We start from the raw sequence: 19,451 nt of genomic DNA on the forward strand, positions 1-19,451 counted from the left end.
GCTTAACGGAGCGTGCGGCGGCGCCGGTTGACGTGGTCGACGTACACGACCCCCGCCAGGACCGCGCCGACCGCCACCTGCTGCCAGAACGGCTGGAGGCCGATGATGACCAGGCCGTTGCTCAGCACGGCCGGGATGAGGGACCCGAAGGCGGTGCCCAGGACGCTGCCCACCCCGCCGAAGAGGCTGGTGCCGCCGAGCACGGTGGCGACGATCGCCTGGAGGTTGTCGCCGGTGTGGCCGCCGACGGTGGTGGTGGAGAAGCGGGCCAGGTTGACGTACGCGGCGATTCCGGCGAGGAGTCCACAGAGCGCGTACACCTTGATGAGGTGGCGGTCGACGGCGACTCCCGCGCGACGGGCGGCCTCGACGTTGGAGCCGATCGTGCGGGTGTAGGTGCCGAAGCGGGTCAGGCCGAGGACGATCGCGCCGGCGATGGTGAGGCCGATGGCCAGCCAGACCGTGTACGGGATGCCCAGGAAGCGGCCGAAGCCGAGGCCGCTGACCAGGGAGTCGGGGACGCCGCGCAGATCCAGGCCGTTGGTGAGGACGAGCGCGCCGCCGCCCGCCGCCGAGAGGGTCGCCAACGTGGCGATCAGCGGCGGGAGTTTGGCCTTCGTGACCAGGAGGCCGTTGAGAACGCCCCAGGCAAGGCCCGTTGCCATCGTTGTCAGCAGGCCCGCGAGGAGGGTCAGCGGGCCGCCGCCGCCCAGTGCCGACATCACCTTCACGCCCACGACCCCGGAGAAGATCAGCACCGAGCCGACCGACAGGTCGATGCCCCCGGTGGTCATCACGAACGTCATCCCGATGGCCAGGACGCAGTAGGAGGCGGCCTCGATGGCGACGCTGCGCAGGTTGTACGCGGTGAGGAAGTTGTCGGGGTAGGCCGCGCCGAACACCGCGAGCAGCACCAGCAGGACGACCAGGGCCAGGCTCCGGGTGCCCTTCATGTTGCGCCAGGCGGCGGCGAGGGCGACCGAGCGCAGCGGACGGGCGGAGTTCTCGTCCGGTCGGGCGGACTTCACCTCGGTGGTGGGGGTCGTCATGACTGGTCCTCGCTGTCTGCCGGATCGAGGGCGGGATCGGACGCGTCCTCGAAGGTGAGGGCGCCCGTCATGGCGCCGAGCACGTTCTCGCTGGTCGCCGTCGCGCCCGACAGCCGGGCCACCCGCTGCCCGAGCCGCAGCACCTCGATACGGTCCGCGTACTCGAAGACGAACGGCAGGTTGTGGCTGATCAGGACCACCGCGACACCCGAGGCCCGGACCCGCTGGATCAACTGCCCGACCCGTTCGGTCTGTACGACGCCCAGCGCGGCCGTCGGTTCGTCCATCAGCAGCACCCGGTCCGCCCAGTTGACGGCCCGGCCGACCGCGATGCCCTGGCGCTGGCCGCCGGACATCGTGACGACCTGCGCGGCGGTGTCCTGGATGCCGACACCGAGCGAACCGAACGCCTCGTCGGCCTTGGCCCGCATGGCCTTCCGGTCCAGGAACCCGAGCTTCCCGAGCAGACCGGGGCGCATGATCTCGCGGCCGAGGAAGAGGTTCTCGGCGGGATCCAGGTCGGGGGCGAGCGCGAGATCCTGGTAGACGGTCTCGATGCCCAGGCGCCGGGCGGCGATCGGGTCCGGGATGGTGACGGGCCGGCCGTCGACCCGTATCTCGCCCGCGTCGGGCTGGATCACCCCGGAGATGACCTTGACGGTGGTGCTCTTGCCGGCGCCGTTGTCACCGACCAGCGCGACCACCTCGCCCGGATAGACGGTGAGCGCGGCCCCGCGCAGCGCCTGCACCTGGCCGTAGCTCTTGACGATGCCGGACAGTTCGAGGACCGGGGTGGCGAGGGCGGTGGCCCCGTGCGGGGTCGGGCCGACCGGAACCGGACCGGCGGGAGTGGGCGTGCTCATGGTTTCTGCTCTCCGCTTCCACGGGGGATCAGTACGGTGCCGAGCTGGACCCGGCGGGGTGGTCCGATCTGGCCCGCGATCCGGGTCAGCAGCAGTCGGGTGGCCTCGCGGCCCATCTCGTCGGCGTCCCCGGACACGACCGTCACCGGGGTGGGCAGCAGATCGGCGAACGGGAAGTCGTCGAAGCCGACCAGGGCCGTGTCCTGCCCCGGGCCCATGGCGCGCAGGGCGCCGTGGGTCAGGAAGTTGGTGGTGGTGAACAGGGCCGTGGGGCGCCGGTCCGGGGGGAGTGCGAGGAGTTCGGCGGCGGCCTGCTCGGCCTCCTCCCGGGTGCCGTGCTCCAGGCGGGCGACCAGGGCCTCGTCGACCTCGCCGAACGCGGCGCGCATCGCGTCGAGATAGCCGTCGAGCCGGCGCCCGGTGGTGTAGTGGCTGGCGGCCACGACGACCCCGATCCGCCGGTGACCGGCGGCGATCAGATGCTCGGTGGCCTTACGGGCGCCCCCGTGGTTGTCCAGCAGCACGGTGTCCGCGTCCAGGCCCAGCGCGGGCCGGTCCACGAAGACGACCGGGGTGCCCTGGGCGACCTCGCGGCCGAGATAGCCGTAGTCCATGGCGCCGGGCACGATCAGCAGCCCGGCGACGCGCTGTCCGAGCAGGTCGTCGATGCCTCGGCGCTCGGCCTCGGGGTCCTCGTCGGAGCTGGCCAGCACGACATTGTGGCCGTGGGCGCGGGCCACGCCCATGACACCGTTGGCGATCGAACCGTAGAACGGGTTGGTCAGATCGCCGACCAGCAGCGCGAGCGTGGTGCTGCGCTGGCCGGGGCGCAGACTCCGGGCGAGGTCGTTGCGGCGGTAACCCGTCTCGTCTATGGCAGCGCGCACCCGCTCCGCGATCGCGGGGGAGACCGTCTCGTCACCGTTGACGAACCGGGAGACGGTCTTGATCGACACCCCGGCGAGGGCGGCGACCTCCCGCATGGTGGGCGTTCGCATGTCCGGCATCACTCCGAAAAGGCTCGCTTCGCGACAAAGGTCGCTACGCGTCGTTGCGTGCCGCACAGCAAACTCCCGTGAAACAACGTTGTCAATGGATCGGAACGCGGATTTTGCACGCCTTGCGCGGTGCGGGGGTCGGTACGTACGCTCCGACAACGTTGTTCCGAAACAACGTTGTCTCAGCGCACCGGAGGATGAAGATGAGGCCTGTCGACGAGCTGCCGGAAGGCCTCCGCGCCCTGAGCGCCGACGTGCACCGCGAGCTGCGCTCCCTCGACCCGCGCGCCGCCGACCGCTTCACGGCCCTGCTCACCGGCACCTGGGGCCGGGCCATGCGCCCCCAGCCCGACGGCGAGGTCTTCGTCCTCACCGGTGACATCCCCGCGATGTGGCTGCGCGACAGCACCGCCCAGGTCCGCCCCTACCTGCTCGCCGCCGACGACCCGGCCGTCGCCGCCGCGCTCACCGGCGTCCTGCGCCGCCAGCTGCGGTACGTCCTCGCCGACCCGTACGCCAACGCCTTCAACGCCGAACCCGACGGCTCCGGCGCCGGCTACGTCGACGATCCGGTCCCCGCCCCGCTGGTCTGGGAGCAGAAGTACGAGATCGACTCGCTGTGCGCCCCGCTCCAACTGGCGTACGGCATCTGGCGGGCCACCGGCAGCCTCGGCCACCTCACCGCCGACGACCGCTTCGCCCGCGCCGCCCGCCGGATCATCGCCCTGTGGCGGGTCGAGCAGGACCACGAGAACAGCTCACCGTACGAGTTCCGGCGCGAGGGCGACTGGGAGTACGACATCCTGGCCCGCGACGGCCGGGGCGTGCCGACCGCGCCCACCGGGATGACCTGGTCCGGCTTCCGCCCCAGCGACGACCGCTGCCAGTACGGCTATCTGGTCCCGTCCAACGCCATGGCGGCCGTCGCGCTGAGCGGCCTCGCCGAACTGGCGACCGCGATCGGGGACCCCGATCTCGCCGCCGACGCCACGGCCCTCTCCGGCGAGATCGCCACCGGGGTACGTACGCACGGGGTGACCGCAGGGGCAGACCCCACGGTGTACGCGTACGAAGTCGACGGTCTCGGCGGGCAGTTGCTGATGGACGACGCCAATATCCCGAGCCTGCTCTCACTGCCCTACCTCGGCTGGTGCGACCCGGGCGACCAGCTCTACCTGCGCACCCGCGAGTTCGTCCTCAGCGACGCCAACCCCTTCCACTACACGGGCAGTTCGGCCGCCGGCATCGGCAGCCCGCACACCCCGCCCGGCCACGTCTGGCCGCTCTCCCTCACCATGCAGGCGCTGACCAGCGACGACGAGGCCGAGCGGGTCCGCCTCGCCGAGCTGCTGCTGCGCACCGACGCGGGCACCGGTGCCATGCACGAGAGCTTCCACGTCGACGACCCCGCGACCTTCACACGGCCCTGGTTCGGCTGGGGCGACGCCCTCTTCGCCGAGCTGCTGCTCGACCTCACCGGACGGTCCACCGCACGTCTGCACCCCCGGCTGTCCGTGACCGAACGGCCCTCACGGTAAAGCCACTTACGCCCTGCCCGCGCCCGCGCTCGCTTACGATCGCGGGCGTGTGCGCAAACATTGTGGTCGCCGAAGACGACGCGAAACAGGCCGAACTGGTGCGCCGCTATCTGGAGCACGAGGGTCACACCGTCACGGTCGTCGAGGACGGCCGGACCGCTCTCGACACGGTCCGGCACCAGGAACCCGACCTGGTCGTCCTCGACGTGATGATGCCCAGAGCCGACGGCCTGGACGTCGTACGGATCCTGCGCGCCGAACGCCGCGAGGTGCCGGTGCTGATGCTGACGGCCCGCAGCACCGAGGACGATCTGCTGCTCGGCCTCGACCTCGGCGCCGACGACTACATGACCAAGCCGTTCAGCCCGCGCGAACTGACGGCCCGTGTACGGACGTTGCTGCGCCGCAACCGGCGCGGCAGCGACCCCGAGCCCGTACCCGAGCCCGAAACGGCCCCGGACGAGAAGGTGTTGGCGGTCGGCGCGCTCAAGGTCGATCCGGCCCGGCACGAGGTCTCGGTCGGCGGTACCGCAGTTGAGTGCACGCCCGGTGAGTTCCGTATCCTCGCGGCGATGGCGGCCGAGCCAGGCCGGGTCTTCAGCAGGGCGCGGCTCCTGGAGGAACTGCACGGCTTCGACAAGTACATCAGCGGCCGGACCGTCGACGTGCACATCATGAACCTGCGCAAGAAGATCGAGCGCGCCCCGCGCCGGCCGTCCCGGATCATCACCGTCTTCGGCGTCGGCTACAAGCTGACGGACCCCGCGAAGAGCGTGCGCCATGCGTCGTCCTGAGAAAGAGGGGGGTGCGAAGGGCCGGCTGCCGCTCCGGAAGAGCCTCGCCGGGCGGCTGTTGACCGTGACCGCGCTGGTCGCCTCGTGCTCGGTCGCCGCCACCGCCTGGCTCGCCGTGCAGACGACCTCCGTCGCGATCCGGCAGGAGCAGGGGCAGAACCTCAAGTCCGACGCGAAGATCTACGACACCCTGCTCGGCTACGCGGCCACCCACCCCGGCTGGGAGGGCGTCGACGCGACCGTGCGTGAACTGGCCCGGCAGTCCGGGCGCCGGATCGTGCTCACCGCCGAGGACCGGCGCCCGTTCGCCGACTCCGCGAACTCGGGCTCCAGGGAGGGCGGATCGTCGTCGGCCGCGCTCGCCTCGCAGCCCTCGGCGGTCGTCGACCCGCTGTCCGTCGACACCGTGCTGGTGCCCGACGCCGCCGAGACCGGCGCGGACCGTGTCGACCCACGCGCCGTGGGGCCCTTCCGGCTGCCCGCGAAGGAACGTTCCGCTCTGCGGAAGGCCTCCCAGGGGAGGGTGCGGTGCCTCAGCCAGATCGGGATCGCCGCGGACATCGTCGAGAGCCCCGGCGGACGGCCCCGCGTCCAGTTCGTCAGCAACGAGACGGACAACGCGGCCGAGGACGAGATCGCCCGCTCCATGGAAGCGAAGTGTCTGGACTCCTACCCGGTGTCCCCCACCCCGACCGAGCGGAAGGCCCTGCGCGCCCTCAACCAGCTCGCCGACTCCTGCCTGGAACGCCAGGGCCGTACGGGCGTGACCCTGAACCTGGACCTGTCCTGGGACCGGAGCTGGGGATACGGCCAGGACGGCGTGAGCCGCGTCGCCGAGGACGGCACCGACAAGCTGACGGCGGAGGAAGCGGCGGAGGCCGAGATGCTGGCGGCCAAGATCGCGGGGGACGCCAGGGCCGCGAAGGCCTCCGCGGCCGCCGAGGCGGCGGAGGCCGCTGATGCCGCCAAGCGGAAGCTAACTGGCGGCGACGAGATCTACGACATCCCCGCCGGGGTCCGGGGGAGCGGCTACGACCGGGCCATCGCCGCCTGTGTCGTCAGCGCCCGCCGCGAGCAGCTCACCGCCTATGTCGCCGCGCCCGCACTGCTGTTCATCGACGGCCCCGGCGCCGCCGGAGTGCCCGGCCTCGACCTCTCCCCGGCCAACACCGCCCGTATCGCCGGGGTCACCGCCCTGGTCCTCGCCCTCACCGTCGGCGCCTCGGTGCTCGCGGGCGGCAGGCTCGTACGCCCGTTGCACGCGCTCACCGGTGCCGCCCAGCGGATGCGGGACGGTCTCGACTCGACGCCGGTGCCCGTGCCGGTCGGCTCCGACAACGAGATCGGACGGCTGGCGACGGCCTTCAACGACATGGCCGCGCACCGGGCCCGCCTTGAGGAGCAGCGCAAGGTGATGGTCAGCGATGTCGCCCATGAGCTGCGTACGCCGCTGAGCAACATCCGGGGCTGGCTTGAGGCCGCCCATGACGGACTGGCCGACCCCGACCCGGCGTTCGTCTCCTCGCTCCTGGAGGAGGCGGTGCAGCTCCAGCACCTCATCAACGACCTCCAGGACCTGGGCGCGGCCGACGCGGGCGCCCTGCGGCTGCACCGCAAGCCGGTACGGATCGACGAGCTGCTCGGCCAGGTCGCCTCCGCACACCAGGGGTTGGCCGAGACGGCGGGCGTCGCCCTCACCGTCGTCGCCTCGCCGCCCGGCCTCCCGCTCCTCGACGCCGACCCCGTACGGCTGCGTCAGGCCGTCAGCAACCTGCTCTCCAACGCGGTACGCCACACACCGTCCGGCGGCACGGTGACCCTGCGCCCGTACGTCACCGGTGCCGGGGACGAGGTCGCCGTGGAGGTGTCCGACACCGGCAGCGGCATCCCGGCGGCCGATCTCCCGTACGTGTTCGACCGGTTCTGGCGGGCGGAGAAGTCCCGCAACCGCAGCACCGGCGGCAGCGGTCTCGGCCTGGCGATCGTCCTCAAGCTGGCCGAGGCGCACGGCGGCACGGTGGACGTGGAGAGCGAGGAGGGGAAGGGGGCCACCTTCACCCTGCGGCTGCCCACGAGCCCCGCGGCCGACCCTGATGGGATGACCACGGCGATCTGACAGGTTCCTCACAACTGGCAGTCAGTGTGGGGCCATGCCCGGAACCTGGTGCGGATCGAGCACCCAGGTACGACCAAGGCCGGGCTGGAACTGGAGTCTTAAATGTCCCGCCGTCTCACCCTGCGCCCGCTGAGCACTCTTCGTATCGCCGTGCTGACCGGCGTCGCGGCCGGCGCGCTGCTCGTCCCGGCCTCCGCGGCCTTCGCCACCGACCCGACCCCGACGCCGAGCGCGTCCGACCTGACCCCGGCCGACAAGGAGGCCCTGGCGAAGAAGAAGGCCGAGGACGCGAGGGCGCTCAAGGAGGCCGAGGCCCTGAAGGCCCAGGAGGCCCAGAAGCTTGGCAAGGGCTACCCGCGGGGTGCTGTCGCCGCGGGCGAGGCCCCGGCCGGGGACAACACCGGCACGCTGATCGGGTCGGCCACGGGCGCGCTGCTTCTCGCGGGCGCGGGCACGTATGTGGTGCGCCGCCGCACCACCGCTCGCCGCTGAGCGCGCCGCTGCGCGGTGTGTCGGCGGTCGTCCGCGGCGCCGTCGTGGCTGGTCGCGCAGTTCCCCGCGCCCCTTTGGGGCGCTCGTACGAAACGGTGGCGCCGTCCTTCATCGGGCGGCGCCACGCGTGTTACCGCACCCAGCACCCTCGCTCTGGAGCCCGCGTTGTCCCCTGCACTCCGTCCGGCCCTCGTCCTGCTCATGTTTGTCACCCTGCTCTCCGGCTGTTCTTCCGCGCCCGACCCGGGACTGCGGGTCGCGCCCACCGCCTCGGCGCCCGAACAGGCCGAGGAGTCCCAGGAGTCCGTGACCTCCTCGGCACCCGAGGAGCGTGCCGCTCCGGCCGAGGTCGCTGTTCCCTCCCTCGGGATCGCCAGTTCGCTGATGGAGCTGGGGCTCAACACGGACGGGACGGTCGAGGTGCCGCCGGCCGAGAAGGGGATGACCGCCGGCTGGTACACGGGCGGTGTCGTGCCCGGTGAGGTCGGCGCGGCTGTCATCATCGGCCACAACGACACCCGCTTCGGCAAGGCCGTCTTCCACGACCTCAAGAAGATCACCAAGGGCGCGGACATCACCGTCACCGACGCGAGCGGCGACGCGGCCCACTTCACCGTCACGGACACGGAGAGCGTCGGCAAGAACGCCTTCCCCACGGAGCAGGTCTACGGCCCGACCCAGGACCGTGCTCTGCGGCTCATCACATGCGACGGCGACTTCGACGCGCAGGGCCATCCGGTGAACAACCTCATCGTGTACGCGACGCTGAGTTGAGGGCCGTATGCGGAATATCACATGCCGGATTCGTCCTGCCGTCACGAGTAACGTCCAAACGATCCCTGCCTTAACTCTCAAGTAATGGCCATGACTTGTTCCGATGCGTACTCCAACTGTCCCTTCAGCACCTACTCTCCCCACAAGTCCATGTACGGAGAACAGGGCAACAGGGCAACAGGCGGGCTGAGGACAATGGAGCCACTTCGTCCCACGGATCCGGAGCGGTTGGGGCCGTACCGTACTGTCGCGCGACTCGGCGCCGGGGGGATGGGGGAGGTCTTCCTCGCCAAGGACGACCGGCAACAGACCGTCGCCGTCAAGGTCATCCGCCCGGAACTTGCCTCCGGCAAGGCCTTCCGCAACCGGTTCCGCCGCGAGGTCGACGCGGCGCGCGCGGTGAGCGGTACCTATACGGCGTCCGTCGTGGACGCCGACCCGGACGGGCCCGTCCCCTGGCTGGCCACCACGCACATCCTCGGCCCGACGCTCGCCGAGGCGGTCGAGGCGTACGGGCCGTTGCCGCAGCGATCCGTCCTGGCCCTCGGGGCCGGGCTCGCCGAGGCGCTGATCGCCGTGCACTCCGCGGGACTTGTGCACCGCGACCTCAAACCGTCCAACGTGCTGCTCTCCGCCGAGGGCCCGCGCGTCATCGACTTCGGTATCGTCCGGGCCACCGACGGTTACGAACTCACCCTGTCCGGCGTCCTGTTGGGCTCCCCGAGGTACATGTGCCCCGAGCACGCCACCGGCGACCCGATGGGCCCTGCGGGGGACGTGTTCTGTCTCGGCTCGGTCCTGGCCTATGCGGCGACCGGGAAGTCGCCCTTCGACGGCTCGTCGGCGGCCACCCTGCTCTACCAGGTGGTGCACGGCACGCCCGACCTGACGAGGGTCCAGGAGCCGCTGGACACGATCATCGGGCTCTGCCTGGAGAAGTCCCCGGGGGCCAGGCCCAGCCCGGACCGGGTGTCGGCGGCGTGCGCGCCCGGCGGCGCCGACGCGCTGGACTGGGACGACTGGCTCCCGGAGGCCGTTCTCGACTCGATCGGACGGCAGGCCGCCGCCCTGATGGACCTGGACCTGGGGGGCGACGGCAAGACGGACGTCCGTGAGCGGGAGGCGGCCCGCGTCGGCGCCACAGCCGCGCCCGGCCCCGGCCCTGGTTCCGGCCCCGGGGGCGTCCGGGTGGACCCGCGCCTGGCGGCCGTCCAGCGGCTGATCACGGAGCGGCGCCCGAGCGGCCCCCAGCCCGTGGTCTTCCCCGAGCACCCGGAACACCCCGAGCACCCCGGACACCCCGAACACGCGGGACATCCCGAATCCCCGGCACGGCCGAAGCCCGGCCCGACACGCGAGCAGACCCCCACCGCACCGCCCGCCCAGTCGCCCGAGCGGGGCAGCCATCGCGCCCGCCGCTCGCTGCGGCCGGGACCCTCGCGCCGCAGAATCCTCACGGCCGGCGCGCTCGCCGTGGGCACGGGCTTCGCCGCACTGCTCCACGGCTCGGACGACCGGTCCGGGGGCGGTGTGGCGGCACCGTCGGGTGCGGCGCCGGAACCGCTGTGGATGTACCGGAGCGACCCGCTCGTCCAGGCGCCGGCGGTCTTCTACAACGAGACGGCCCTGCTGAAGACGCAGTCGGGCACGTTGTTCAGCCTCGGCCTCGCCGACGGCACCAGTCCCCGCTGGACCTACCGGGGCATCAGCCAGTCGCCCACCCCGCCCCTGCTCGTCTCGGACGTCGTCGTCGCCCTCGGCACCGGCGCGACCGTGATCGGCGTCGACCCGGTCACGGGCGCCGAGCGGTACGCGCTGGACTTCGGGACGGACTTCCGGTTCGACACCCTGCTCGGCGGGGTCGGCGACACTGTCACCATCGTCGGCCTGCGGTTCGACCGCGAGGACACTCCGGACGGGGCGCAGGGGTCGGCCACGTCGACGAACGTCGTCCTCGGTACGAACCTGGGGGCGCGGCTGGCCAGTGTCATCCCGATCAGCGCGCAGGACATCGGCCTCGACCTGAAGCCGCTCATCGACGCCGGTCACTTCGTCTACATCGACGGCCTGCACCGTCTCACGTCCCGGGGCACCGACGGGCGCGGCAGCGTGCTGTGGAGCCAGCCCATGGCGTCCGAGTCGGAGACCCGGTCGGTCCCGGTGGTGCTCGGCAAGACCGTCTTCGCCGCCGACAACGAGCTGATCGCCGTGGACCTGGACTCCGGTGCGCTGCGCTGGCGGGTGCGGGCGGAGAACGGCGGCTTCGCGTCCGTCGCCGTCGCGGAGGACACGGTGTACTGCACGACGAGGAACCCGCACGGCGTCGAGGCGTTCGACGCCGTGACCGGTGCCCGCCGCTGGTTCCGCGAGACGCCCCGGCTCGACCTGGAGAACCCCCTCGTCGCGGGCGGCAGCGCGGTCTTCGTCACGGCCGCGGCCAACAAGAACGGGTTCTACGCGATCGACGCCCGACGGGGCGAGCTGCTCTGGAACTTCACCGACGGCCGGGACACCGGCATCAACGACTGGCAGCTCTCCTGCGATCCGGGCGTCGGCAGTGACCACCCGCTGATCGCCCAGCACTTCGACAGGGTGTACGCGCTGCCGATGCCTCACAGCTGAAAGGCATCGTCAGCGGCTACTCTCCGGCGCCCGGGTCCTCCGCCCAGGCGGCGGAGGGCTCAGGGGTGCCCTCCGCGAAGGCCGGGGCCTGGAAGGGGTTGATCACCGGGGTGGGGGTGTCGGTCTTCTCGTGAACCGGGAGCTGTTCCGGTGCGGAGAAGAGTGAGGTCGTTCCTACGGCCGAGTTCACAGAACGGTCAGCTTGGCGTAGGGGCTGGTGATCCGCTGCTGCATTCCGCCGAAGTCGACGAGCACCGCGATGCCGTCCTCGACGGTGGTCACTCGGCCGAGGCCGAACACATCGTGAGTGACCCGGTCTCCTACCGCGAACCGCTTGGCAGGTGGTGCCACAGGGGCTTTGAAGGGGCTGGTGGGCAGATGGGCCTTTGTCGCCGCTGTTTTAGTCATTGTGACGCCAGTATGCTCCGCTCCGGACCGCCGTGGGCCGCGCGCGCACTACCTGCTCTCGCGGCCCGCACCTCCGCCCGGCCCTCGAACGAGGCTGCGAACGGCGCGAGATCCCGCCCGGTGGCGAGGGTTACGCAGGTCAGACGGGGTGCGGCGGGCCGGGACGAGTCCCCGCGCAGGCCGGTCGGGCGGGACGAGCCCACGTAGGGCAATCGTGAAGAGTTATCGTTCGTTGACTTGCTCCTCGGGCTGAGGCCCGGGAATTGTGGCCTTCTCATCCGCTGCTGTGCCGCTGTCCCGGCGCTCAGAGGTACTTGGCGAAGAACGGCGTCAGGTGGGCCGTCACCTGGTCGACGTACTCGGGGACGTCGTAGAGGGAGACGTGTCCGGCGCCCTCGATCAGGGCCAGCTCCTTGGGCCCGTTCACCCGGGGCAGCAGCCGCTCGGCCTGCCACAGGGAGCCCGCCTCGCTGCCGGCGACCATGAGCAGCGGCTGGGTGAGCAGGGTCTCGACCTGGTGGAAGGCGTCGAAGGCGTAGATGTTCGCGACGCTGGTGAACAGCATGCGGTTGTCGGAGTTCGGGTGCTGGGCGCGGGGCGTGCGGTAGTAGTCGTGGGCCTCGGCCATGTCGGGAACGGTGCTCTCGTCCACGACCTCGGGCACGTACGGCACGACGGCGGCGTCGGCGCCCCGGGCCTCGGCGGCGCGCTGCTGCGCCACCGTGTCGAGGGTCGCGAGCTGCGCGGCGACGGGCTCGGAACCGTCCCAGCCCAGACGGTAGGCGGCGCCGATGTCGATCGGGCTGATGGTGCCGACGGCCTTGATCCGGCGGTCGGTCATCGTCGCGTTGACGGCATAACCGGCGCCGGCGCAGATGCCCAGCACGCCGATGCGGTCGGCGTCGACGAAGCCGAGCGTGGACAGGTGGTCCACGGCGGCCCGTACGTCCTCGACCCGGGCGGCGGGGTCTTCGAGGTGACGGGGCGTGCCGCCGCTAGCGCCCTGGTGGGAGGCGTCGAAGGCGAGGGTGACGAAGCCCTCGCGGGCGAGCTTGGCGGCGTACAGTCCGGCGGTCTGCTCCTTGACGCCGCTGCCGGGATGGACGGAGACAAGCGCCGGGTAGGACCCGTCCTCGGAGAAGCCGTCGGGGAGGTGGAGGTTCCCGGCCATGGTGATGCCGGCGTTGTCGAAGGTGATGCTCCGCATGGTGAGTCCTTTGCTGATCGGTCGGGTCCGGTCGGGTCCGGGGCCGCAGCCGCCCTCCCCGACCGGGAGATGGATGGCGCGCGGAGCCGGTCGGAACCATGCCCTGCGCGGGGGCCGAGAACGGCCGACAGCTATGCAACCGCCGTAGGGCAGCCCGAGGGAGTCACCGCTGAAAGGCGTAATGGCAGGGCACCCCACGGGGGCTTGCGGCTGCCTAGCCTGGAAGACATGGACCACCGCAGCGAGATCCGCGAGTTCCTGACCTCCCGGCGGGCCAGGATCACTCCCGACCAGGCCGGGCTGCCCAGCTACGGCGCCCGCCGGGTGCCCGGCCTGCGCCGCGCGGAGGCGGCCCAGCTCGCCGGGGTCAGCGTCGAGTACTACGCCCGCCTGGAACGCGGAAACCTCTCGGGGGTGTCGGACGCCGTCCTGGACGCACTGACCCGCGCCCTGCGCCTGGACGACACCGAGCGGACCCACCTGTACGACCTGGCCCGCGCCGCCGGGACGAGCCCGCGCCGACGCAGACCGGCCAGGGCCCCGCAGGGTGTACGCCCCAACGTCCAGCGGCTCCTCGACGCGATGACCGACACGCCGGCGACCGTCACCAACGGCCGTACGGACGTCCTGGCGGCCAACGCGCTGGGCAGGGCCCTGTTCGCACCACTCCACGAGAGTGCGTGGCAGCCTCCCAACTACGCCCGGTTCATCTTCCTCGACCCCCGCTCCCACGACTTCTGGGACAACTGGGACCACGCGGCGGACGACACCGTGGCCCTCCTGCACGCCGAGGCCGGCCGTAACCCCCACGACCCGGATCTGACCGCCCTGATCGGCGAACTGTCCACCCGCAGCACGGACTTCCGCACCCGCTGGGCCCGCCACGACGTACGCCGCCACACGACGGGCGTCAAACACTTCCACCACCCCGCGGTCGGCACCCTCGACCTGACCTTCGAGGCGATGGAACTGGTCGCGGACGAGGGCCTGACGCTCCTGGCCTACGGCGCCGAACCCGGCACCGCCTCCGAGGACGGCCTGCGGCTGCTGGCGACGTGGGCGGCGAGCCACGACCAGCGAGGGGCGGTGCCTACGGGCGACGGGGCGTGAGCGGGGTGGGATCCGGACGGTGCCGCCCGAGCAGCGTGGTCCGGACGATCCGCCCGTTCACTCCCGCCCCGACGCGCACACCGCCAGCACCCCCACCACCACGGCCGCTACCAGCAGCGGAATCCCCAGGCCGTGATGGAGGAACAGCCACGCGCCGAGCAGCGCGCCCAGGGCCATCGCCGCCACCGATGCCGAGCGGCGCGGTGAGTGTCTGCCCGTGCCACCGGCCGCGCGGGAGTCGGCGGCGAGGCCCGTGAGGGTCATCGTCAGGACGGTGGTCGTCAGATCGGGGACGCCCAGTCTGCGTACCGTCGCGTTGCGCAGGCCCATCGCGAAGGCCGTGACCGCGATCAGGGCGTAGACGGTGGCGGTCGCGTCCGGCGCCGCGAAGGCGACCGCCGAGGACGTGCCCAGGAACACCGCCTCGACGGCGAGGGTGACCCGGGCCCACCGTCGGCGCGATCCGCCGCCCATCCGCCCCGCGACCCGCCCGCCGGCCACCGCGCCCACCACGAACGACGCCAGCGACACCAGCGTGTGCGGTACGGAGAAGCCGGGCGCCCCGGCGGCGGCGAAGCCCAGCACGACGACGTTGCCGGTCATGTTCGCCGTGAAGACATGCCCGAGCCCGAGATAACTCACGGCATCGATCAGCCCACTGACCACCGTCAGCACGAGGAGTACGGCGACGAGCCGCAGCCCGCGCGACTCGGGGTCGTACGGCGACGTCGGCGGCGGCTGGGACGGCCCGGCGGCCTCGGCACTCATCGGGCCAGTCCACCACGGGGGGCTCTCGACGGGCGGCTGCGGTGGGCTTTTAGGGGCGCGGGGAACTGCGCGACCAGCCACGACGCACCCGCAGGCAACGGATGCCCGGATACGACGACGGGGCGACGGCCCCCGACTCAGGAGAGTCGGGGGCCGTCGCCCCAAGCAGGTCAGGCCGGGCCGGCTCAGTACCAGCCGTTGGCCTGCCAGAAGTTCCAGGCCCCGACGGGGCTGCCGTACCGGTCGTTCATGTAGTTCAGACCCCACTTGATCTGCGTGGCCGCGTTGGTCTTCCAGTCGGAACCGGCCGAGGCCATCTTCGAGGCGGGAAGGGCCTGGACCAGGCCGTACGCACCGGAGGAGGAGTTGGTCGCGTCGACGTCCCAACCGCTCTCGTGCTCGACGATCTTGCTGAACGCGTTGAACTGGGCGTTGTTCGGGATCATCTTGTGCGCGATCGCCTTGGCATCGGAGGCGGAGGCGGAGGTCGCCGCCTCGGCGGGGGCCGCGGCCAGGACCATACCGGCGGTGGCGGCGGCCACGGCGGCGGTGGTGAGGGCCTTCTTCGGCGAGGCGATGGTGCGGGCGATGCGGGAGACGAACACGGAGAACCTTTTTCTTCGGGGTCAGGGCCGTCGCGGCAAGTCGGTGCCACGTGGTGCGTACTGCGTGTGTGGCGGTGACATGCGGCGGCGCCGCGACCCGTGGGGGTTCGTCGGCGCCGTGCGACTGCTCCAGAGAAACAGGCTCGACGGCCCGTCCGCAATCACCCCTTTTGCTAGTTGTGGTCGTATGTGGGTTTAAGGAGGCATTTGTGACGTGGCTCTCAATGGCCAGGTCAGAGCCGGTTTCTGTGTGGTCATGACACGAACATCGATCTACTACTCCGCTTCGTAAGTGACCTGCGTCCTGTGGGCCGCTTCACGCGCCGGGCGCGTCGAAAGTGACCTGGGTCTCGAAGGCGGCCCGCCGTGTGGCCCTCCGCAGCGCCTTGAGGACGGTCGTGCCGAGGGTGATCGTCAGTACGACGGTCAGCACCGCACGCCCCAGGTCCCAGCCGAGGGAGGTCGCCAGGCAGTACGTGACGAAGCGGGCCAGGTTCGTCGGCACCGGCGCGTCCGGAGCGAAGGCGATGTTCGAGGCCAACTCGCCCATGAAGGGCCAGCCCGCCAGGTTCATGACCGTGCCGTAGGCGAAGGCGGCGAGGAAGCCGTAGGCGGCGAGGAGGAGCAGCTCCGCCCGGCCGCGCAGCCGCTCCGCGCCCGGCAGCAGCCCCGCGCCCATCGTGAACCAGCCCATCGCGAGCATCTGGAAGGGCATCCAGGGGCCGACCCCGCCCGTGAGCAGCGCGGACGCGAACATGGTCACCGCCCCGAGAACGAACCCGAAACCGGGTCCGAGGACCCGCCCGCTGAGCACCATCAGAAAGAACATCGGCTCCAGCCCGGCCGTACCGGCGCCCAACGGACGCAGCGCCGCCCCCGCCGCCGCCAGCACACCGAGCATCGCCACGGCCTTCGGACCGAGCCCCGACTCGGAGATCGCCGCCACGACGACCGCGACGAGAAGCACGAGCAGCCCGGCGAACAGCCAGGGCGCGTCCTGCGCGTGCGCACTCACGGCGGAGGCGGGCGGCGCCAGAAACGGCCACCCGAACCCCACCACCCCCACGGCACCGACGAGAACGAGAACGGCGGCGGACCGCGCCCCGAGCCGAACGGGACGGGACTTGCCGGGTCGGTTCACTGGAGGTCCTCCCGGGCGCGGGCGCCGGGCCCGTCCTGGACGGGCCCGACGCTGGAGCGTGGCGCGGGCCGGATGGTGGGGGTGGTGCGGACGGGGTGTCGGTTCCCGGCTGCCCCGCTCACCGGAGGGCCTCCCGTACCTGCGTGACCGTGAGCCATCGTTGTGGGGCCAGGATCTTGGTCACCTGTGGTGCGAAGGACGGTGACGCCACGACCACCTCCGCCGTCGGGCCGTCGGCGACCACCTCGCCGTCGGCCAGGATCACGACCCGGTGGGCCAGGTCGGCGGCGAGTTCCACGTCGTGCGTGGCCAGGATGATCGCGTGGCCCTCGGCGGCCAGTCCGCGCAGGATGCCGACCAGGCGGGCCTTCGCCGCGTAGTCGAGACCCCGGGTCGGCTCGTCGAGGAGCAGCAGGGGTGGCCGGGCGGTCAGTATCACCGCCAGTGCGAGCGCCAGCCGCTGGCCCTCGGACAGGTCGCGCGGGTGTGTGTCGTCCGTGATGCCGGGCAGCAGCTCGGAGACCAGCGCCCGGCAGCTCCCCGCCCCGGCGCCCGCGTCGGCGTCGGCCGCCGCGCACTCGGCGGCGACCGTGTCGGCGTACAGCAGATCGCGCGGCTCCTGCGGTACGAGACCCACGCGGCGTACGAGATCCCGGGGCGCCGTCCGATGCGGCACGGCGCCCCCGACCCGCACCGAACCGGCGGCCGGTTCGACGAGCCCGACCAGTGCCCCGAGCAGCGTGGACTTCCCGGCGCCGTTGCGGCCCATCAGGGCGACGGTCTCGCCGGGGGAGACGGTGAGGGTGACGCGCCGCAGGGCCTCGACGCGGGCCCGGCGGACGGTCAGCGCGTCGACTTCGGCCGGGCGAAGGGTCGTTGGGAGTGACGGGGTCTTGCGGAAGAGGCGGCGGGGCGTGGTCGGGGTCGGGTCAAGCGTCGGCGCCGGTGATGGTGGGGTTCTGCGGAAGAGGCGGCGAGGTGTGGCCGGGGGTGTCTCGACTGCCGCCACCGGTACGGGAGTTGACGTCCGCGTCGGGTACGGGCGGTTCGCCAGCCGGTCCCGCAGCTCCCCGGCGCTGCGGCGGGCGTCGCGGACGGTCAGGGGCAGCGGGGACCAGCCCGCCAGGCGGCCGAGGGCGACCACGGGCGGGTACACCGGGGAGTACGCCATCACCTCGGCCGGGGTGCCGACGACGGGCGCGGCGCCGGGGGAGGGGATGAGCGCGATGCGGTCGGCGTACTGGACGACCCGTTCCAGCCGGTGCTCGGCCATCAGGACCGTCGTCCCGAGGTCGTGGACGAGGCGTTGCAGGACCGCCAGGACCTCCTCCGCCGCCGCAGGATCGAGCGCCGACGTCGGCTCGTCGAGGACCAGGACCCTCGGGTGCGGAGTGAGGACCGAGCCGATCGCCACCCGCTGCCGCTGTCCCCCGGAGAGCGTGCCGATCGGGCGGTCGCGCAGCTCGGCCAGGCCCAGCAGATCCAGGGTCTCCTCGACCCGGCGGCGCATCACGTCCGGGGCGAGGCCCAACGACTCCATGCCGTACGCGAGTTCGTCCTCGACGGTGTCCGTCACGAAGTGGGCGAGCGGATCCTGCCCCACGGTGCCGACCACGTCGGCGAGTTCACGCGGCTTGTGGGTACGGGTGTCCCGGCCGGCCACGGTCACCCGGCCGCGCAGGGTGCCCCCGGAGAAGTGCGGCACGAGACCGCTGACGGCACCCAGAACCGTCGACTTGCCGACCCCCGACGGGCCGACGAGCAGGACGAGTTCGCCCTCCGGCACCTCGAAGTCGACGTGCTGGACGGCGGGTTGGGGTGCCTCGTCGTAGGTGACGGAGACGTCCTCGAAGCGGATCACGACGGCTCCTTCACGGCGATGGGCCCGACTGGCTTACCGGCAGGGGGACTTGGTGGATTTGGGGCGACGAAGGCAGGGAGCAGACCCAGCAGCACCGCCGCCGCAGGCCACAGCGGCAGGGTCGGGGACACCAGCGGCACGACACCGGGATGCAGCGCCGCCGAGCCGCCGGAGCCGACGGACGCGAGGACGAGAAGCGTCGCCACCGACACCCCCGACCCCGCGACCAACCACGCCCGTACGCCCCACACGTCGGGCCGGTACCGCGTACGCAACGAACGCCGGCCCCCGAGCCACAGCCCGCCCAGCGCCGCCGCCAGCCCACCCAGCAGCACCGGCAGCCCGTACGTACCGCCAGCCGCCGTCAACAGCCCGTACGTGCCAGCGCAGACGCCGAGCAGACCGCCCAGGGTGAGCGCGGCGGTCGTACGGCGGACGCCGACCGGCACCTCGGCAGTACGGCCGTATCCGCGCGCCTCCATCGCCGCCGCCAGCGCGACCGACCGTTCCAACGCGCCCTCCAGGACCGGGAGTCCGACCTGCAGCAGCCCCCGTACACCACGGTCCGGACGGCCACGCAGCCGACGGGCGGCGCGCAGCCGCTGGACGTCCGCGATGAGGTTCGGCGCGAAGGTGAGCGCGACGACGACCGCGACCCCGATCTCGTACAGCGCTCCGGGCAGGGACTTGAGGAGCCGGGCCGGGTTCGCGAGGGCGTTCGCGGCGCCGACGCAGATGAGGAGCGCGGCCAGCCGCAGACCGTCGTACAGCGCGAAGACCAGCCCCTCGGCGGTCACCCGCCCCCCGACGCGCACCCCCTGCGCCCAGTCGGGGAGCGGGAGTTCGGGGAGTGCGACGAGGACGTGCGAGCCCGGGATCGGAGAGCCGAGAACGACGGCGAAGACGAGCCGGATGACAAGCACGGCCAGCCCGAGCTTGACGAAGGCACTGTAGGAACGGGCCCAGGGAGCGTCGGTACGGTGCGTGGCGACGACATACCCGGCCACGACGATGAGCAGACCGAGGAGAAGCGGGTTGGTGGTACGGGTGGCGGCGGTACCCAGGCCGAGCGACCAGACCCACCACGCGCCAGGGTGCATGGACA

At 72.0% G+C, this 19,451-nt stretch carries 18 protein-coding genes; 7 read left to right on the top strand and 11 right to left on the bottom strand.

Going from position 1 to position 19,451, the window contains the following annotated elements; genetic code table 11:
- Nucleotides 1–2: 2 nt before the first annotated feature.
- The 3 genes from ACFYXF_RS20720 to ACFYXF_RS20730 are packed head-to-tail and all read right to left on the bottom strand — an operon-like array spanning nt 3 to nt 2,910.
- Nucleotides 3–1,049: an ABC transporter permease gene (locus ACFYXF_RS20720; protein WP_389351054.1), complete on the bottom strand. Its 1,047-nt coding sequence runs from the start codon at nt 1,047–1,049 to the stop codon at nt 3–5.
- Nucleotides 1,046–1,912, bottom strand: coding sequence for an ATP-binding cassette domain-containing protein (locus ACFYXF_RS20725; RefSeq protein ID WP_389351055.1), 867 nt, complete (start codon nt 1,910–1,912; stop codon nt 1,046–1,048). Before ACFYXF_RS20725 ends, ACFYXF_RS20720 begins: the two co-directional genes overlap by 4 nt.
- Complete coding sequence (locus tag ACFYXF_RS20730) at nt 1,909–2,910, bottom strand: LacI family DNA-binding transcriptional regulator (protein WP_389351056.1); 1,002 nt, start codon at nt 2,908–2,910, stop codon at nt 1,909–1,911. Before ACFYXF_RS20730 ends, ACFYXF_RS20725 begins: the two co-directional genes overlap by 4 nt.
- 203 nt (nt 2,911–3,113) lie before the next feature.
- On the opposite strand from ACFYXF_RS20730, the gene ACFYXF_RS20735 reads away from it, so the two are divergent.
- The 6 genes from ACFYXF_RS20735 (at nt 3,114) to ACFYXF_RS20760 (ending at nt 11,246) form a co-directional block, all read left to right on the top strand.
- Nucleotides 3,114–4,448 (top strand): glycoside hydrolase family 125 protein, encoded by a 1,335-nt coding sequence (locus ACFYXF_RS20735; RefSeq protein ID WP_389351057.1) that lies wholly within the window; start codon nt 3,114–3,116, stop codon nt 4,446–4,448.
- A 47-nt stretch (nt 4,449–4,495) separates the two neighbouring features.
- Nucleotides 4,496–5,242, top strand: a complete 747-nt coding sequence (locus ACFYXF_RS20740) for a response regulator transcription factor (RefSeq protein ID WP_389351058.1) — start codon at nt 4,496–4,498, stop codon at nt 5,240–5,242.
- On the top strand, nt 5,229–7,358 hold the full coding sequence (locus ACFYXF_RS20745) for a sensor histidine kinase (RefSeq protein ID WP_389351059.1): 2,130 nt from the start codon (nt 5,229–5,231) through the stop codon (nt 7,356–7,358). Before ACFYXF_RS20740 ends, ACFYXF_RS20745 begins: the two co-directional genes overlap by 14 nt.
- Before the next feature lie 102 nt (nt 7,359–7,460).
- Entirely contained in the window at nt 7,461–7,850 is a 390-nt protein-coding gene (locus tag ACFYXF_RS20750) for a sortase-dependent protein (protein WP_389351060.1), read from the top strand.
- A 201-nt stretch (nt 7,851–8,051) separates the two neighbouring features.
- Nucleotides 8,052–8,624 (top strand): class F sortase, encoded by a 573-nt coding sequence (locus ACFYXF_RS20755; protein WP_389351233.1) that lies wholly within the window; start codon nt 8,052–8,054, stop codon nt 8,622–8,624.
- A gap of 270 nt (nt 8,625–8,894) precedes the next feature.
- Entirely contained in the window at nt 8,895–11,246 is a 2,352-nt protein-coding gene (locus tag ACFYXF_RS20760; RefSeq protein WP_389351061.1) for a PQQ-binding-like beta-propeller repeat protein, read from the top strand.
- Nucleotides 11,247–11,262: 16 nt separating this feature from the next.
- Here ACFYXF_RS20760 and ACFYXF_RS20765 read toward each other — a convergent pair whose 3' ends face one another.
- The 3 genes from ACFYXF_RS20765 to ACFYXF_RS20775 all read right to left on the bottom strand — a co-directional run bounded on the left by ACFYXF_RS20765 (nt 11,263) and on the right by ACFYXF_RS20775 (nt 12,861).
- Nucleotides 11,263–11,436: a hypothetical protein gene (locus tag ACFYXF_RS20765; RefSeq protein WP_235479497.1), complete on the bottom strand. Its 174-nt coding sequence runs from the start codon at nt 11,434–11,436 to the stop codon at nt 11,263–11,265.
- The gene (locus ACFYXF_RS20770) at nt 11,433–11,654 is read right to left on the bottom strand and encodes a hypothetical protein (protein WP_235479498.1); all 222 of its coding nucleotides are present in this window, start codon (nt 11,652–11,654) and stop codon (nt 11,433–11,435) included. The genes ACFYXF_RS20765 and ACFYXF_RS20770 overlap by 4 nt, the downstream gene beginning before the upstream one ends.
- Nucleotides 11,655–11,958: 304 nt before the next feature.
- Nucleotides 11,959–12,861, bottom strand: coding sequence for an alpha/beta hydrolase (locus ACFYXF_RS20775; RefSeq protein ID WP_389351062.1), 903 nt, complete (start codon nt 12,859–12,861; stop codon nt 11,959–11,961).
- A 228-nt stretch (nt 12,862–13,089) separates the two neighbouring features.
- Between ACFYXF_RS20775 and ACFYXF_RS20780 the strand changes: the two genes are divergently transcribed.
- A complete protein-coding gene (locus ACFYXF_RS20780) occupies nt 13,090–13,971 on the top strand; it encodes a helix-turn-helix transcriptional regulator (RefSeq protein ID WP_389351063.1) in 882 nt (293 codons plus the stop codon).
- 57 nt (nt 13,972–14,028) lie between these two features.
- On the opposite strand, the gene ACFYXF_RS20785 is transcribed toward ACFYXF_RS20780, so the two are convergent.
- From ACFYXF_RS20785 to ACFYXF_RS20805, 5 genes are all read right to left on the bottom strand, one after another.
- Entirely contained in the window at nt 14,029–14,739 is a 711-nt protein-coding gene (locus ACFYXF_RS20785) for a YoaK family protein (RefSeq protein WP_389351064.1), read from the bottom strand.
- A 185-nt stretch (nt 14,740–14,924) separates the two neighbouring features.
- Complete coding sequence (locus ACFYXF_RS20790) at nt 14,925–15,344, bottom strand: transglycosylase SLT domain-containing protein (RefSeq protein ID WP_389351065.1); 420 nt, start codon at nt 15,342–15,344, stop codon at nt 14,925–14,927.
- Between the two features lie 316 nt (nt 15,345–15,660).
- Complete coding sequence (locus ACFYXF_RS20795) at nt 15,661–16,485, bottom strand: ECF transporter S component (RefSeq protein WP_389351066.1); 825 nt, start codon at nt 16,483–16,485, stop codon at nt 15,661–15,663.
- Between the two features lie 118 nt (nt 16,486–16,603).
- A complete protein-coding gene (locus ACFYXF_RS20800; RefSeq protein ID WP_389351067.1) occupies nt 16,604–18,346 on the bottom strand; it encodes an ABC transporter ATP-binding protein in 1,743 nt (580 codons plus the stop codon).
- Nucleotides 18,343–19,446, bottom strand: a complete 1,104-nt coding sequence (locus tag ACFYXF_RS20805) for an energy-coupling factor transporter transmembrane component T (RefSeq protein ID WP_389351068.1) — start codon at nt 19,444–19,446, stop codon at nt 18,343–18,345. The genes ACFYXF_RS20800 and ACFYXF_RS20805 overlap by 4 nt, the downstream gene beginning before the upstream one ends.
- Between the last annotated feature and the right edge of the window lie 5 nt (nt 19,447–19,451).

This window comes from Streptomyces sp. NPDC002680, assembly GCF_042889145.1.
Classification (GTDB): domain Bacteria; phylum Actinomycetota; class Actinomycetes; order Streptomycetales; family Streptomycetaceae; genus Streptomyces; species Streptomyces adonidis.

Bases quoted from the DNA above. Each gene is read 5' to 3' on its own strand.
- ACFYXF_RS20720 (WP_389351054.1), bottom strand. From the start codon at position 1,049: ATGACGACCCCCACCACCGAGGTGAAGTCCGCCCGACCGGACGAGAAC.
- ACFYXF_RS20725 (WP_389351055.1), bottom strand. From the start codon at position 1,912: ATGAGCACGCCCACTCCCGCCGGTCCGGTTCCGGTCGGCCCGACCCCG.
- ACFYXF_RS20730 (WP_389351056.1), bottom strand. From the start codon at position 2,910: ATGCGAACGCCCACCATGCGGGAGGTCGCCGCCCTCGCCGGGGTGTCG.
- ACFYXF_RS20735 (WP_389351057.1), top strand. From the start codon at position 3,114: ATGAGGCCTGTCGACGAGCTGCCGGAAGGCCTCCGCGCCCTGAGCGCC.
- ACFYXF_RS20745 (WP_389351059.1), top strand. From the start codon at position 5,229: ATGCGTCGTCCTGAGAAAGAGGGGGGTGCGAAGGGCCGGCTGCCGCTC.
- ACFYXF_RS20750 (WP_389351060.1), top strand. From the start codon at position 7,461: ATGTCCCGCCGTCTCACCCTGCGCCCGCTGAGCACTCTTCGTATCGCC.
- ACFYXF_RS20755 (WP_389351233.1), top strand. From the start codon at position 8,052: ATGTTTGTCACCCTGCTCTCCGGCTGTTCTTCCGCGCCCGACCCGGGA.
- ACFYXF_RS20760 (WP_389351061.1), top strand. From the start codon at position 8,895: ATGGGGGAGGTCTTCCTCGCCAAGGACGACCGGCAACAGACCGTCGCC.
- ACFYXF_RS20770 (WP_235479498.1), bottom strand. From the start codon at position 11,654: ATGACTAAAACAGCGGCGACAAAGGCCCATCTGCCCACCAGCCCCTTC.
- ACFYXF_RS20775 (WP_389351062.1), bottom strand. From the start codon at position 12,861: ATGCGGAGCATCACCTTCGACAACGCCGGCATCACCATGGCCGGGAAC.
- ACFYXF_RS20780 (WP_389351063.1), top strand. From the start codon at position 13,090: ATGGACCACCGCAGCGAGATCCGCGAGTTCCTGACCTCCCGGCGGGCC.
- ACFYXF_RS20785 (WP_389351064.1), bottom strand. From the start codon at position 14,739: ATGAGTGCCGAGGCCGCCGGGCCGTCCCAGCCGCCGCCGACGTCGCCG.
- ACFYXF_RS20805 (WP_389351068.1), bottom strand. From the start codon at position 19,446: ATGCACCCTGGCGCGTGGTGGGTCTGGTCGCTCGGCCTGGGTACCGCC.